The 14,462-nt window shown below is 62.5% G+C and carries 15 protein-coding genes; 6 read left to right on the top strand and 9 right to left on the bottom strand.

Translation table 11 applies throughout. The features are described from left to right. The first annotated feature begins 13 nt into the window (after positions 1-13). The 4 genes from M2267_RS23670 to M2267_RS23655 all read left to right on the top strand — a co-directional run bounded on the left by M2267_RS23670 (position 14) and on the right by M2267_RS23655 (position 3,786). Complete coding sequence (locus tag M2267_RS23670; RefSeq protein ID WP_429117642.1) at positions 14-541, top strand: DUF1097 domain-containing protein; 528 nt, start codon at positions 14-16, stop codon at positions 539-541. Positions 542-898: 357 nt separating this feature from the next. Further along, positions 899-1,348 (top strand): DoxX family protein, encoded by a 450-nt coding sequence (locus M2267_RS23665; protein ID WP_429117641.1) that lies wholly within the window; start codon positions 899-901, stop codon positions 1,346-1,348. Positions 1,349-1,818: 470 nt separating this feature from the next. Continuing rightward, positions 1,819-3,024 carry an MFS transporter gene (locus tag M2267_RS23660; protein WP_156134048.1) on the top strand — a complete coding sequence of 402 codons (1,206 nt, stop codon included), beginning with the start codon at positions 1,819-1,821 and terminating at the stop codon, positions 3,022-3,024. A 123-nt stretch (positions 3,025-3,147) separates the two neighbouring features. Next, positions 3,148-3,786 (top strand): LysE family translocator, encoded by a 639-nt coding sequence (locus M2267_RS23655; RefSeq protein WP_043615122.1) that lies wholly within the window; start codon positions 3,148-3,150, stop codon positions 3,784-3,786. Between the two features lie 23 nt (positions 3,787-3,809). Here the strand turns inward: M2267_RS23655 and M2267_RS23650 are convergent, their stop codons facing one another. The 7 genes from M2267_RS23650 to M2267_RS23620 all read right to left on the bottom strand — a co-directional run bounded on the left by M2267_RS23650 (position 3,810) and on the right by M2267_RS23620 (position 11,196). Then, a complete protein-coding gene (locus M2267_RS23650) occupies positions 3,810-5,027 on the bottom strand; it encodes an MFS transporter (protein ID WP_429117637.1) in 1,218 nt (405 codons plus the stop codon). Between the two features lie 105 nt (positions 5,028-5,132). Next, on the bottom strand, positions 5,133-6,923 hold the full coding sequence (locus M2267_RS23645; RefSeq protein ID WP_429117636.1) for an ABC transporter ATP-binding protein: 1,791 nt from the start codon (positions 6,921-6,923) through the stop codon (positions 5,133-5,135). A gap of 32 nt (positions 6,924-6,955) precedes the next feature. Beyond that, the gene (locus M2267_RS23640; protein WP_429117634.1) at positions 6,956-7,318 is read right to left on the bottom strand and encodes a Rid family hydrolase; all 363 of its coding nucleotides are present in this window, start codon (positions 7,316-7,318) and stop codon (positions 6,956-6,958) included. Positions 7,319-7,339: 21 nt separating this feature from the next. After that, positions 7,340-7,699 (bottom strand): RidA family protein, encoded by a 360-nt coding sequence (locus M2267_RS23635; RefSeq protein ID WP_052201732.1) that lies wholly within the window; start codon positions 7,697-7,699, stop codon positions 7,340-7,342. A gap of 35 nt (positions 7,700-7,734) precedes the next feature. Beyond that, positions 7,735-8,589 (bottom strand): ABC transporter permease, encoded by an 855-nt coding sequence (locus M2267_RS23630; RefSeq protein WP_429117630.1) that lies wholly within the window; start codon positions 8,587-8,589, stop codon positions 7,735-7,737. Between the two features lie 5 nt (positions 8,590-8,594). Continuing rightward, positions 8,595-9,599 carry an ABC transporter permease gene (locus M2267_RS23625; protein WP_043615136.1) on the bottom strand — a complete coding sequence of 335 codons (1,005 nt, stop codon included), beginning with the start codon at positions 9,597-9,599 and terminating at the stop codon, positions 8,595-8,597. 79 nt (positions 9,600-9,678) lie between these two features. Further along, positions 9,679-11,196: an ABC transporter substrate-binding protein gene (locus tag M2267_RS23620; RefSeq protein ID WP_429117628.1), complete on the bottom strand. Its 1,518-nt coding sequence runs from the start codon at positions 11,194-11,196 to the stop codon at positions 9,679-9,681. A gap of 184 nt (positions 11,197-11,380) precedes the next feature. Between M2267_RS23620 and M2267_RS23615 the strand changes: the two genes are divergently transcribed. Then, positions 11,381-12,082, top strand: a complete 702-nt coding sequence (locus M2267_RS23615) for a TetR family transcriptional regulator (protein WP_429117626.1) — start codon at positions 11,381-11,383, stop codon at positions 12,080-12,082. 16 nt (positions 12,083-12,098) lie between these two features. Here the strand turns inward: M2267_RS23615 and M2267_RS23610 are convergent, their stop codons facing one another. Continuing rightward, positions 12,099-12,755 carry a DUF2306 domain-containing protein gene (locus M2267_RS23610; protein ID WP_429117624.1) on the bottom strand — a complete coding sequence of 219 codons (657 nt, stop codon included), beginning with the start codon at positions 12,753-12,755 and terminating at the stop codon, positions 12,099-12,101. Between the two features lie 105 nt (positions 12,756-12,860). Between M2267_RS23610 and M2267_RS23605 the strand changes: the two genes are divergently transcribed. Further along, positions 12,861-13,778, top strand: coding sequence for a LysR family transcriptional regulator (locus M2267_RS23605; RefSeq protein ID WP_429117622.1), 918 nt, complete (start codon positions 12,861-12,863; stop codon positions 13,776-13,778). Positions 13,779-13,849: 71 nt separating this feature from the next. Here M2267_RS23605 and M2267_RS23600 read toward each other — a convergent pair whose 3' ends face one another. Continuing rightward, a complete protein-coding gene (locus M2267_RS23600) occupies positions 13,850-14,335 on the bottom strand; it encodes a hypothetical protein (RefSeq protein WP_429117619.1) in 486 nt (161 codons plus the stop codon). Between the last annotated feature and the right edge of the window lie 127 nt (positions 14,336-14,462).

Below are 14,462 nucleotides of genomic sequence, written 5' to 3'. Positions count from 1 at the left end.
GAAGGAATGTCTGATGACGCAGGAAACGACTCATGCAGAGACCCATGGTGCTGCCGTATCCGGGAGCACCGGGCTTTATCTGATCTTCACCGTCACCGCAGCCTTCGTTGCAGCGATGGCCTCCGGCCTCAGCCTGGTGCTCGCGATCGCCCCCTGGGCCATGTTCATGGGATGGATCGCCTACTTTACGCGCAAGCCGTCACCGGTTGAGGGGTTGCGGACCTATGTGTGCGTCGTGATCGGACTTTCGCTCGGCGCGATCTCGACCCTGGCGGTCGCGCTGCTGGCCCCGATGCTCGGTGCACTGGCGCTGCCAGCGGTCGTCTTCGTGACGGGATCCGTCGTCATCTTCACGCGAGGCTTGCCCTGGCTGAACAACCTCCTCGGTTACTTCATCGGGCTGGTCACTTTCTTTGCAGCGCACCTCGAGCCGACGCTGGCAACCATCAGCGAACTCGCCGTCGCGACCGGCCTCGGTTCTCTTGCCGGATGGGTCGCGCAGATCATCGAAAGCCGCACCCGTCGGGCGGTGCGGGCGTGAGCCACGCATTCGTTGCTCCGGATCAGCGGTAGGCTGACAGCACAACAGCCGGAGCATGCCTCGCGTGCCATCACGATTGCGTGCTGCCCTCATGCTCAAACCTGCGTCGTGGCGACCGGCACGGCGCAGGTTCAAACCATTTTCGAGCTGTCCGTTTACCGGAAAAGGCGAGAGACACGGCGCAAACGTGCCGAATGCTACGTCGCGCTCAACAGAGGCGCACTAAACCGTGAGGGTGTAGGGCACCCGCGTAACACAGGGTTTATCGGACAAGCAGGACGAGTATCCATAGATAGCGGAGCCCGGATTTCGGGTGCGTGGATGCGCCGCTTTGCATCCCTAATCTCCGGAGAATTCATGTCCGCTCCTCATCCGCAGAACGACTTGCCGCTCATGTTTCCGGTTCTCGCGCCGCTCTACGGCAAGGTTCAGGACCTTGCCTACACGATGTTGCGGGTCACGACCGGTGGTGTCATGAGCTGGTTCGGCTGGGAAAAGCTCTTCAACGGTGACATGCCCCGTGACATCGAGCTTTTCCAGAGCCTGGGCCTCGAGCCGGCCGTGCCGCTCGCCTATATGACCAGCGCCCTGGAGCTTTTCGGCGGCGTCGCAATTGCGCTCGGGCTTTTGACCCGCCCCCTCGCCTTCATGCTCTTCGTCCAAATGATCGTCATTCTGGTTCTGGTGATGATCCCGCGTGGTACCGGCTTTCAGCTTTCGACAGTGTGGTTCGGCGTCTTCGCCTATCTTAGCGCTCATGGGAGCGGACGTTGGTCGCTGGACCGGCTGATTGGCCGGCAGGTCTGAGCATTCCAGGACAGATCAGGTGAGCCCAGGGTTTGCCTTGACCACGCCTGAATGAGCCAGCTGCGCGGTAGCGCGGCGGGCTATCCGACGGTTCGTTTCCGATCGGCTGATTAAAGACCGATAACCTCGGTGTCGGCCGAGCCCCTGGCCATCGGTGTTGTCCTCGCGATCGCGGACCTTGCTACCGAAAGCGAGAGCGCCGTGAGACGTGTTTCAGACACGAGGCCTGAGTCGGCGCGAACGAGTGCATGCGAGGCGGGAACCGGACCTTGACGGCAAGCTCCGAGGTGCCCGCCGTCGAAGCCTGGCGAAGAATGCGCCCGAACGGGCCTAACCTTCTGCCTCGATAGCCCATTTTTTCGCGCGCGACGTCATCCGGTGGTTGCCCGCCTATCGGAGGATGCATAAGCTCCCCGCGCGCGGCATCGCCGCAGGCCGTTTCACGGCATCCTGGAGTCTAGAAATCTACCATGACAGTCGCCATTCCTGCCGTGACACGCCCGAAGACGCATCTTGCCGTCCTGGTCGTTCTCGGGGTCACCCATCTCCTCAACGACCTCATGCAGTCGCTGATCCCGGCCGCCTATCCGATCCTGAAGGACGCCTATGCGCTCGACTTCGTGCAGATCGGCATGATCACCATGACCTTCCAGATTGCCGGGTCTCTGCTGCAGCCGGCGATCGGCATGGTCACGGACAAGCACCCCGCCCCCTATTCGCCGGTCGTCGGGATGATGTTCACGCTGTCGGGCCTGGTCAGCCTCGCCCTTGCTGACAGCTATGCCATGATCCTTGTCTCGGTCGCGCTGATCGGCATCGGCTCGTCCATCTTCCATCCCGAAGCCACGCGCATGGCGCGCTATGCGGCCGGCGGCCGGCAGGGCTTGGCGCAGGGACTGTTTCAGGTCGGCGGCCAGGCAGGCGGCGCGCTCGGCCCGGTCTTTGCCGCGGTGATCATTGTCCCCTGGGGACAGCCGAGCCTTGCCTGGTTCGCCGCGCTGGCCTTGCTGGCCATGATGCTTCTCGCCTGGATTGGCAGCAAGCAGCGCGAGATCAGCGCTGCATTCATGGCGCTGCGGGCGGAGAGCAAAAAGGCCGGCAGCGTCCGTCACGCGCCGGCAACGATCGCCGTCGCTCTGGTGGTCCTGACGCTGCTGATGTTCACCAAGAACGCCTATGGTGAAAGTTTCCGTTCGTTCTACACCTTCTACCTCATGGAAAGGTTCGGCCTTTCCATTCCTTCCGCACAGATGATGTTGTTCATCTTCCTGCTCGCCTCGGCCGCGGGCGCACTGATCGGCGGCATTATCGGCGATCGCATCGGGCGCTACCGGATCATCTGGATCTCGGTTCTGGGGCCGCTTCCCCTGACGCTGATCCTGCCCCACGTCGATCTGTTCTGGACCGGCGTGCTGACGGTGATGATCAACCTGATCATGGCAAGCGCCTTTGCATCGATCCTGATCTACGCCATCGAACTGCTACCGAACCGCATCGGACTGATCGGCGGGCTGTTCTACGGCCTGAACTTCGGCTTGGGTGGTATCGCGGCGGCGCTTCTCGGCATATTGGCCGACCGCTACGGCGTCGAAACGGTCTATTATATCTGCTCGTTCCTTCCGCTTGCGGGGCTTCTCGCTTGGTTCCTCCCGAAGATCGAGGAGGGGCGCCATTGAGGGATACATTTTCGGCTTCCTGGCGGAGCAGGCAGGAGCGGCACGCGCCCGATCGAGGAATGACGCGACGCATTTCATAATCACCCCGCGCTGGCGGCAGCGCTCCTATGAGAGGATAGCGACATGCATGAACTTGCAATTCTTGCCTCCATCCTGGGCGTCTTCCTGCTTGGGGCCATGAGCCCCGGCCCGAGCTTCATCGTCGTGTCGCGGATCGCGATCGCGCGGTCGCGCGCCGATGGATTGATGGCAGCGGTCGGCATGGGCATTGGCGGCTTTTTCTTCGCCTGTATCGCGGTCGCCGGCCTGACGGCGATCCTTCTTCAGGTCGAATGGCTCAACATCCTCCTGAGGCTCGCCGGCGGCGCCTATCTCGTCTGGATCGGCATAAGTATCTGGCGGGCAGCACCGCAAAAGATTACGATTGCCGAGACGCCCGCCGACCAGCCGAGCACGCTCTGGAAATCCCTGCTACGAGGGCTCTTCGTTCAGATCTCCAACCCGAAGACGGCGATCTTCTACGCCTCGATGTTCGCCGCGCTGCTGCCGTCGCCGGCGCCCACCTGGATGCTTCTGGCCCTCCCCCCGCTGCTCTTCATCAACGAGTTCCTGTGGTACGCGATCGTCGCCCTCGGCTTTTCCTCCCATGGGCCGCGGGTCGTCTATCTGCGCTCAAAGACGTGGATCGACCGCGCCGCTGGCGCGGTTGTGGGCGCACTTGGGCTTAAGCTGATGACGGATAGCGCACGAACGATCGCCTGACGGCGTTTGTTCGCAGCGTTGCCTTATCCGTACGGCCGGTCGGTGCTGGTCGTCGCCGGTGCCAAAGGCATCGCGGCCGCATAGCCTCGCGGTGCAAGGCGCGCGGTGAGCGCAGCTGCGATGAGAATAGAACCGAGGTGCCACTTCCAGCCGGCGGCAAAGCTGCCGGTCAGGTCGTGGAGCGCCGAGACGATCATCGGCGGTGTGGCCGCCAGCAAGAAACCACCACCCTGCATCACGGCCGATAGCGCAGTTGCCTGTGCGGGGTCGGCCAAATGATCGAGCGCGACCACCATCGACAGGGCGAAACAGCCGCCGAGCCCGGCGCCGGTCAGCGCGACGAACGCAAACGGTGCTGCATGCGGCGCGAAGGCAAAGCCCGCAAAGCCTGCGAACTGGCATCCAAGCGTGAACCACAGCCACGGCCGCCGGTCCATCCCGTTGCGGCAGGCCAAGACCGGCAGGATGAGCGCGGCCGCCGCCTGGAATACCGCCATGACCGCGAGCAGACTGCCGCTCGCCGAAGCGCCCCAGCCAAGCTGCTGGTAGTGTGGAGCGAGCCAGACCACCACCGAAGTATAGCCGCCATTGACCAGACCGAAGAATACCATGAGCAGCCAGGCCCGCGGCTTCGTGAGCAAGTTTCGGACGAGGTTGCCTTCCGGCTTTCGCGGGCCGTCGCTGGGAAGCGCGACCCAGGCAACAGCGACGGCGACAAAGCCGAGCGCTGCCAGCGAACCCAGTCCGATGCGCCAGCTGCCGGTCAAGTCCGCGATGACAGGAGACGCCTGCGCTCCCAAGGCGCCGCCGCCTAGCAGCATCGCCGAGTAAAGCCCGGCGATCGGGCCCGCCTGATCCGGAAACTGCCGTTTGATGATGCCGGGAAAGACAGCCTGAACGACCGCGACACCGGCGCCGATCACCGCAGCAGTCGCGATCATCATCCAGCCGCTGGAAACGAAGAGACGCATGATCGTCCCGAGGCTGATGGTGGCGAGCGCAGACAGGATCACCGGGCGTGTGCCGGCGATCCGCTGCAGACCCGGGCCAAGGAAGGCAACGCAGCCCATCAGCGCCATCGGCACGAATGTCAGCATTGCCAGTCCATAGGGACCGAGGCCGGTACCGGCACGAATACTCTCTGCCAAAGGCCCGACACTTGCGATAAACGGGCGAAGATTGAGACCGACAGCCGCCACGGCGACCAAAAAGACCCAACGCAACCCGCCCTGGCTCTGCATATGTTTTCCTGTCGTCGAATTGTTGCCCGAACGGGAAATCCCGCAACAGGTCTTGCTTTGTGAGCGCCCGGAAGGAGCGCTCGATCTCCTAGGCTGAGTGCCCTCTCAGGCTAGCCGCGCATAATGCTCCAAACCCACCGCCTTCAAGGCTGGCGTCTGGTGGACGTAGCCGGGCGGACGGATCGGACTGCGCAGTTCCCGCGCGCCGAGGGTTCGGCTGCGACGTTGATCGGGGTGCACGATCGGCACTGCGGACAACAGTTGCTGGGTATAGGGATGCGCCGGCGAACCGAGCACGGCGTCGCGCGGTCCGATTTCGATGATTTCGCCCAGATACATGACCGCGATGCGGTCGCTGACGCGCTCGACCACGGCCATGTCGTGCGAAATGAACAGGACGGAAATCCCGAACTCCGCCTGGATCTCCGCGAGCAGATCGAGGATCTGCCCCTGGATCGAGACGTCGAGTGCCGAGACCGGCTCGTCGGCGATGATCACCTTCGGATTGAGTGCCAGAGCACGGGCAATGCAGATGCGTTGCCGCTGGCCGCCGGAGAACTGATGCGGATAGAGGCTCGCCTGCGCCCGGGTGAGCCCGACGCGTTCGAGCAGGCTGTAGACCCTGTCGCGGATCTGCGACGGGCTGCCGACGCGATGGATGCGCAGCGGCTCTGCCACGATCTGCTCCACGGACATGCGGGGATTAAGCGATGCGTAGGGATCCTGGAACACCATCTGGATGCGCTTGCGCATCTCGATCATTTCGGTTGCCCCGACGCCTTCCAGGTTACGGCCCTGAAGCAGGACTTCGCCTTCATTCGGCTGGATGAGCCGCATGATGCTCTTGCCGGTCGTCGATTTTCCGCAGCCGCTTTCGCCGACCAGCGACAGCGTTTCCTTCTCGCGCAGATCGAAGGACACGCCTTCGACCGCATGGACATTCGCGACGATGCGCTGGAACATGCCTTGACGCACGGCAAAGCGGGTGACGAGGTTTCGGACACTGAGGACGACGTTCGGATCGGCCTTGTCCTGCGCTGCCGGCGTATCGAGAACGACTTCGGCGAGGGCCGAGCCCTCCTGCCGGGCCTGGAGTTTTGGCGCGGCATCGAGCAGACGACGCGTATATTCGTGCTTCGGCGCATCGAAGATTTGGTGGATTTCGCCGCTCTCGACCACCTCGCCCCGCAGCATGACGACCACCTTGTCGGCGATCTCGGCCACGACGCCCATGTCATGGGTGATCAACAGGATAGCCATGCCGGTCTCGCGTTGAATGACCTTCAGCAGTTCCAGGATCTCGGCCTGCACCGTGACGTCCAGTGCCGTTGTCGGCTCGTCCGCGATCAACAGGTCCGGCTTGCAGAGGATGGCCATGGCGATCATGACGCGCTGGCGCATCCCGCCCGACAATTCGTGCGGATACTGTTTCAGCCGGCGCTCGGGTTCGGGGATACGCACCTGTTGCAAGGCATTCAGCGCGATCCCGTCGGCCTCCGCCCGGCCGATCTTGCGATGCTTCACGACGACCTCGGACAATTGCTGGCCGATGGTCAGCACCGGATTGAGCGAGGTCATTGGCTCCTGGAAAATCATCGCAATCCGGTCGCCCCTCAGGCCCTGCATCCGGGCCTCGTCGAGGGTGAGGAGATCGGTCGAACCACCTGATTTCTCGCTGAGAAAGACGCTTCCGCCGACGATCTCCGCACCCATATATTCGACGAGCCGCATGACGGATTTGGCCGTGACCGATTTTCCCGATCCGGACTCACCGACGATCGCGACGACCTCGCCGCGGCCGATGGCGAGATCGATGCCCTTGACGGCAAGCACGCCGTCCGGTGTTCCGCGGAACTTCACCGCGAGATCGGAAATCCTGAGCAGGTCTTCAGTCACGTTCGCCTCCAGATCGACGCTTTATTTCCAGGTCAGCACGCAGCGTAGGCGCGGATCTCCACCGCGCAGTCGCGGCGCGCCGCATGCCCTGTCAGGACGGAAAGTGCCGGAACGCCTTCCGGATCGATCCATTCGTTCCACAGTTCGCAAAACGCCGGGTACTCGGTGATGTCGAACAGCCAGACCTGCACCATCAGGATCTGCTTGCGCGACGAGCCGACGCTTCGGAAATACTCCTCGATGGCGTTGAGGATCTGCAGCGACTGATCCCTGAGGTCGCCGGTCTTGTCCGGTGCGGTAAGGCATACGGAGGCGAGCGTGTCCGACGCCTTGCCGAGGCAGATGCGTGGCTGATGGCCGGCGCCATCCTTCTTGCCGAGTTCTCTGAGTTCCATGGGGTTCTCCTTCGCAAGCAATCAGGCGCGATAGGCGATGACGACCGCCTCGACGAGAACGTCCGAACGGTAAAGCTCGCCGCTGACGCAGGTGCGCGCCGGCGGGTGTGCCGGGTCGGCCCATTCGTTCCAGACGGAGTTCATGGCGCCGAAGTAGCGCATGTCCTTCAGCCAGATGTGCACGACGAAGATTGACTTGTGGTTCGAGCCGGCCGCCTCGAGCAGGCGATCGACGCTACGCAGAACCTCGCGCGTCTGCTCCTTGATGTCGCCGCTGGTGTCGTTGGCGTGCACGCCCGACAGGAAGACCATGTCGTTGTGAACCACAGCCATGCTCTTGAGCGCGCCGTCCGCCATCGAGGTTTCGATACGTTCAACCAATGGAATAATCCTTCTTTTCTTAGTGTTCCGAACCGTCAAGCGCGGTTCAGGCGGGGATCGAGATGGGTTCTGAGCACATCACCCAGGAGGTTGATGGCGAGAACGGTGACGAAGATGCAGAGGCCCGGAAACAGAGCCATCCACCAGGAGGTGCTGATGTAGGCGCGCGCATCCGACAGCATGCCGCCCCAGGTCGGGGTCGATGCCGGCACGCCGAGGCCGAGGAAGCTGAGGCTCGATTCCGCGATGATTGCGGTGGCCATGGCAAAGGTCGCGACGATCAGGGCCGACTGGATGAGGTTCGGCAGGATATGCGTGCGCAGGATGCGACTGTCGCTGGCGCCGAGCGATCGCGCGGCGGAGACGAATTCCCGTTCGCGCAGGGTCAGCGCTTCTGCCCGGGCAAGGCGGCAATAGGGGATCCAGCGCTGCGACGCGAGCGCAACGATGAGAATGCCAAGGCCCTGGCCGAGAAAGGCGACGATCGAGATTGCAAGCAGCAGCGGCGGAAATGCCCAGACGACTTCCAGAAATTTCTGGATGAGCGAGTCCACCCGTCCGCCGTAATAGCCGGAGACGACACCGAGCGTGACCCCGACCACGCCGGAGAAGAGAACCACGGCAACTGCGATCAGCAGAGAGACGCGCGAGCCGTAGATGATGCGGCTCATCATGTCGCGCCCGACGTGATCGGTGCCCAGGAAATGCGGACCGATCAGTTGCGGTGGCGTCATCGCGAGCATCAGGTCCTGGCGGTTCGGGTCGAACGGCGCAAGCAGCGGCGCGAAGGCGGCAGCCAGCAGCAGGAGAGCGATGACGACGAGGCTGAAGGCGCCTTTCGGCGATTTCAATGCCTGCAGGAGCTGTCGAGTTTTGGAGGAGCGAGCCATGCTAGTCACCCCAGACGGATGCGCGGATCGACGACGGTGTAGATCATGTCGATCGCGAGGTTGATGAGAACGAACAGCGTCGTGTAGACGAGCACCAGGCCGGTGATCAGCGGGAAGTCGCGGAACGAGATCCCCTGCAGCAGCAAGTAGCCGATGCCAGGCCAGGCAAAGACGGTTTCGACGATGATGGCACCGCTGATGAGCGTACCGAATTCGAGGCCGATGATGGTGATGACGGCAATGAGCGCATTGCGGAAAGCGTGACGCCAGAGCACGACGCGTCCGCTCATGCCCTTGGCGCGGGCGGTCATGACGTAGTCTTCCTGCAGGTTCTCCAGCACCGAGGCGCGTGTGATCTGCATGATGATGCCGGTCATGTTGGTGCCGAGCACGATGACAGGGAGGGTCAGGTGGCGAAGCGCGTCCCAGAGCGCGTCCCAGCGGCCGGCGATGATGGCGTCGATCGTCAAGAATCCGGTGACCCGTTCGACGTTCAGGCCCCAGGTCTCGCGGCCGCCTGAGGGCAGCAGGTTGAAGGTTCCGGCAAAGAGCAGGATCAACAGGATGCCGAGCCAGAAGTTCGGCAGGCTGATGCCGAAGAAACCACCGATCGAGCCGATCGTGTCGACAAGGGAATTGGGCCGGCTGGCTGCCCAGACGCCGAGCGGAAGACCGATGGCGACGGCCAACAATGTTGAATAGATGGCGAGCTCCAGGCTTGCCGGCAGGCGTGCCAGGATCAGATCCATGACCGGTTCGCGGTAGCGGAAGGATTGCCCAAAGTCTCCCATCACCGCGTTCTTCACGAAGGTCAGGTACTGGATATAGATCGGCTGATCGAGACCCCAGGCCGAGCGGATCGCCAGCCTGACCTCCTCGGTCGCCTCGTCGCTTACCAGCATGTCGACCGGATCGCCGGGGGCGAGCTGGACCAATGCGAAAATCAGAAGCGAGACCATGAACAGCACCGGAACGGTGCCGGCCACGCGTCTCAGCGTGTAGCCAAGCATGGGAAATCCTTGGAACTCTTGAGGGAACAGGCGCCGGGGCGCGCTTGCGAGCGTCCCCGGCGTGAAGGGATGGCCGCGGCTATCTCAGGTGGATTTCCCAGCCGTTGACCCGGTCAGCCTTGCTCGGCTTGTAGTCGACGCCCTTGGCGACACCCCAGGCGAGCTTGTGCAGCCAAAGGAAGCAGGCCGGCGCGTCCTCGGTAATGGCCGCCATGGCCTTGGAGAGCATGGCCACCCGCTTGGTCGGGTCGAACTCCTGGCGCTCGGCCTGAAGCAGGGCATCGACCTCCGGGTTGGAGTACTTCAACCGCGGCGAAGCGTCGGTCTCGAAATATTGCGCGAGCGCCGGCGACGGATCGAGCATGTTGCCGCGGCCCATGTAGTAGAATGGCGTTTCGCCGCGCTGGACATTGGTCCAAAGCGTTGCCCATTCGGGTGACTGCAACGTCGCCTTGAAGCCTACCTGTTCGAGCATCGGAACGATCGCTTCGGTGATCTGGCGATCGGCGGTGTAGCGACCGACCGGGGTGTAGAGATCGACGGCAGTGCCGACGGCACCGGCCTCCTCGAGCAGCTTCTTTGCCTTTTCCGGATCGAAGTTCATCGGCGACGCGTAATCGGGATCGAAGCCGAGCTGGCCGTCGCCGACCGGGCCGTTCAGCAGCGTCACCTGATTGCCGAGGATGGCGCGGGCGATGCCCTCGCGGTTGATCGCATGGCAAACCGCCTGGCGTACCTTCGGGTTGTCCCAGGGCGCGGTCTTCGGGCTCATCGCGATGAACATCGCTTCGGCGGAGTCGACCATCTCGGCCGTCGCGTTCGGCAATTGCTGCACGCGGTTGACGAGCTGCGGCGGAATGCTCTGCGCGATCTGCACTTCGCCATTGGCAAGTGCGGTCACGCGCTGCTCCGGCTCGACCATCATGCGGTAGATAATGCGCTTCGGATTGGTCGGCTGGATCATCGGGTGGCCGTCGACCCGTTCGATGACGATGTGGCTGCCGATACCGACTTCGACCAGCTTGTAAGGTCCGGCGCCAACGGGATGCTCGCGGTCGGCCGCCTTGGCGCCGTACTCGTCGTAGATCTTCTTGGACGTGATCTGCATCGTCGCCAGGTAGTTCGGCAACGTCGCCATCTTCTGAGTGGTCTTGATGCGCAGGCGGCGTTCGTCAAGCGCCTCAGCCGAAGCGATGTACTGCACCGAGGCTTGCGACATGCTCTCGGGATCGTTGCGCGACCGCTCGATCGAATGGATCACGTCCGCTGCCACCACGGGATCGCCGTTGTGGCGCTTCCAGTCGGAGCGCAGCGTCAGGATCCAGTTGAGATCGTCCTCGGGCTCCAGGCTCTCGGCGAGGAACGGAACGAACTTTCCGGCCTTGAAATCCCAGGTCGTGAGGCAGCCGTAAACCTGGCACCAGATCGAGCCGATGAGGACCACCGAGTCGGCGTATGGATTGTTGCCGGTAATTCCCTCGGTGATCGCAACGGTGATCTGATCCGGCTGTTGCGCCTGTACTTGTTGAGCAAGCCCCCCAGCCATGACGGCAGCTGCGCCGCTCAACAGCAGAATTCTCTTGATTGCCTTGAACACAGTCCCCTCCCCTTCTCCGCCCCGTTAGCGGTCGGCGGTCTTCATTTTTTGCTTCCTGCCATGCAAAAAGCGTCTCCTCTATTTTTGTAAGTATGCTATTACTTACTTGGTTGTCAATTGTCTCGATGGCCATTTGCGATAGAAAGATCCTGCCGCGGTTGGCACGACAAAAGGTGGATGCAGAATGCGTGACGCAGACAACAGTGATCACCAGCCCGGCGAAACAGGGGGCCCGCGCTCGCGCAATGCGCAGGCGACGCGCAAATCCATCCTCGATGCGGGGATTGCGGAGTTTTGCGAGCATGGCCTGAGTGGCGCGAGCACGGCGCGCATCGTCGAGCGCGCCGGTTGCAACATCCGGATGCTCTACCATTATTTTCAGAGCAAGGAGCTGCTCTACAAGGCGGCCCTGCAGGAGGTTTACAACGACCTGCGCAGCCAGGAAGCCGGGCTGAACATCCTGGATCGTCCGCCGGTCGAAGCGATCGAGGCGCTTACGGCGTTTACCTACGACTACATGGCAGCGACGCCGACATTCATCAAAATGGTGCTGGCGGAAAACCTGCTGCAAGGGGAGTTTATCCGCGCGATCGAAAGCATCCCGCGCTCCTCCAGGCCGTTGATCGAGACCATCCAGACGCTTCTGGACCGCGGCGAAGCCGCCGGTGTGATCCAGCCGGGAATCAATGCCATGCAGCTCTACATCTCAATTGTGGCGTTGAGCTTCATCCACATTTCCAGCCGCTACACGCTCTCCGTCACCTTCGGCGTCGACCTTTCATCCGAGGCGATCGTTACCGAACGAAGACAGCATGTCGTCGACCTGATCGGAACCTATGTGAAGGCGCAGCCTGGCCGACCGGCCGGGGGAGACGTTTCGGTTTAGGGCGCGCCCCTCACATCTATCGCTCGGTACGCGTGACGATAAACCAGTCCGCGACGAGCACGGACGTGGCGATCGAGCCCCAGATGGTGGCCACGTAGAGTTCGTCGAAGGAGATAGAGGGAACAAATTGCATGAGGCCGATGCCTGCGAGCAGATAGACCCTCAACAGGACGGCGGCAAAGGTCAGGGCGTAGTTGCGTATCATCCAGACGCGGTGATCGCGGAAGCGGCCTTGCCGGGCGGCGCGGTAGGCCTGCCAGCCCGAAAAAAGCCAGCAGATGACCAGCAGGCCGAAGCCCACCTGCGCATGAAAGCCTGCCGTCGTCATTACCGTAGCCGAAATGGCGGCACAGCTACCGGCAAGGACGCAGAGCAGATAGAGCCTGCCCAGCTGGCGATGAGCCTTCGGCCAGCGGTTGCGTATCGCCGGCAGGAACTGAAACGGGCCGATCGCCAGGGCGATGCCGCTCGGCAGGGCGTGCAAGAACAGCCACGGCAGATGCGAGGCAAACAGCTGGTTCAGCGGAATCCGGCTGTCCTGCGGCGAGAATGTCAAATAGGGCGGCACGGCGTAGAGGCCGATGGCGATCGCCGAGATCGCGATGAAACTCCATCCGATGTGGAGGTTCAAGGGAAGAGCGTGATCCTGGTCTGACGTTCTGACAGTGGACATGGGTTACCTGAACATTGAGTTGTGACCGTGCTTCGGAAGCATCTTGGCATTGCCGGTCATTCGAATGAAATTGTCTGATTTCCTCCAGCTGCTAGTGTGTTTTTTATGAGCACGTTCGTTTCCTGGGACCACCAGCGCGCCTTTCTGGCCGTCATCGAAGAAGGCAGCCTGTCGAGCGCGGCGCGACGGCTTGGCGTCTCGCAACCGACCGTCCGTGGCTGGATCGCCGCGCTCGAGGAGGCGCTGGACACCAAGCTCTTCAGTCGTTCGGTCACTGGCCTGACGCCCACCGAAAGTGCGCGGGCCTTGATCGAGCCTGCGCGCGCGATGTCGCTGGCGTCCGATTCCTTCGTCCGGGCCGCCACCGGCGCACCGGGCGAAATTGCCGGAACGGTGCGCCTCAGCGTGTCCGAAACCATGGCGGTGGAGGTGGTTCCGCCGATGCTTGCCTCGCTGCGGCGGGCACACCCTGCCCTGTCCATCGAGCTTTACGTCAGCAACAAGCCGGCAGATCTTCTGGCCCAGGAGGTCGATATTGCCGTCAGAACATTCGCGCCGACACAGGATGCCCTGATCGCCCGCAAGGTCGGTTCCATCCCGCTCGGCTTCTTCGCCAGCGCCGACTACATCGCGCGCCGGGGACGGCCGGGCTCCTTGGCCGATCTCGCCAGTCACGACGTCCTTGGGCCGGATCGCTCCCTCGTCGACATGAAGATCGGCAAGAGCGCCGCGCCGGAACTACCCCCGATGCGTTATGCGATGCGGACGGATTGCCATCCCGCGCGCATTGCCGCGACACGGGCCGGCCTCGGCATCACGATCATGCAGGTTCCGATCGGAGAGAGGGACCCAGGACTTCAGCGTCTCCTCCCGGAGATCGTGGTGACGTCGCTGGAGACTTGGATCGTCGCCCACGAGGATCTCAGATCGGTGGCAAGGATTGCTGCCGTGTTCGATCACCTGGTCGCAGCCTTTGCCGATTTCATGAAAGGGGATGGCAAATCTACGCATAGCGCAAAGTGAGGTCGTTGGCGTCTACCGCAACCCTGCCGGCGGCCAGCACGAGGGCGCGGCCGCCGGCGGCTAAAGTCCGATCACCGGGTGGGTCGCCGCAACAGGTTGATCGTGTTGAGCGCGGTGATGATGGCGAGCGGGAACTGGGCAATCCCCGTCAATTCAAAGAGAAAATCGTCCGGCAACCGGTAGACCGGCTCGGGAAACAGGAACCGTGCTGCATCCGTTCCAAAGCCGAAATAGGCGACGTTCTTGATCACATGGTTCCAACCTCCCTCGTAGATACCGATCATCGCGACCGGGAAGGCGAGCACGACAACTGCCGCCAGCCATATCGCGACACGTCCGGCCATCGTCCCGCTCCTTGACCGGCCGACGTACAGCGCGGCTGTGATGATGATCGCCACAGGCACGGCCAAATGGACGATGTGGAGGCGCCACGGTGTTTGATAGATATAGGCGCCATAGGCGTGGTGCAGGCTCGTCAGAGCGAGCAGGAGAAGCGCGCAGGCACCGGCTTTTCGAAAAGGCGAAGAGAGAGGCGACGTTGCGGAAAGTTCAACCATGGCTGTTCCTCGATGTTGACTAGACGACAATCGGCTAGCACGATCCGGAACATGGTGTTCGGAAGTTGCGAAACAGACGGGCACCACCTGTACCGAATTGGACTGGAGCGCGCGCTCGTCCGGAAAA

The sequence above is a fragment of the Ensifer sp. KUDG1 genome (genome assembly GCF_050434285.1).
GTDB lineage: Bacteria > Pseudomonadota > Alphaproteobacteria > Rhizobiales > Rhizobiaceae > Ensifer.
Note: the sequence above shows the minus strand (reverse complement) of the source record. Positions and strands in the feature narration are given on the sequence as shown.